Raw genomic sequence first — 257 nt, 5'->3', positions numbered from 1 at the left:
CGCAAATTGGACGGGAAATCACCACTGCCGATTCCCTGCGCCAACTCCATCCGCGCAGCGATCAAGAAGCTCGACGCTTTCGAGGTTGTGGCACAGCGCGAAGGCCTAGAGGTCGCGCGCCGTAAGTTCGGCTTCTATGAAAACGGTCTGTCCGCCGAACATCCGCTGCAGCGCGTGGAGATGGACGATTGGGAGATCGACGTGATGAGTTGGCTCGGCGAAAGCGGTGCGCTGGATGGTCTTGATGAGGACCAGCG

The 257-nt window shown here is 59.9% G+C and carries 1 protein-coding gene; it reads left to right on the top strand.

The window, feature by feature from the left end; genetic code table 11:
• Positions 1 to 257 (top strand): hypothetical protein (locus RMT89_RS44095; protein ID WP_315889381.1); only part of this gene is annotated, 257 nt, incomplete at both ends.

It is taken from the genome of Streptomyces sp. P17, assembly GCF_032436805.1.
Taxonomy (GTDB): Bacteria; Actinomycetota; Actinomycetes; order Streptomycetales; family Streptomycetaceae; genus Streptomyces.
Note: the sequence above shows the minus strand (reverse complement) of the source record. Positions and strands in the feature narration are given on the sequence as shown.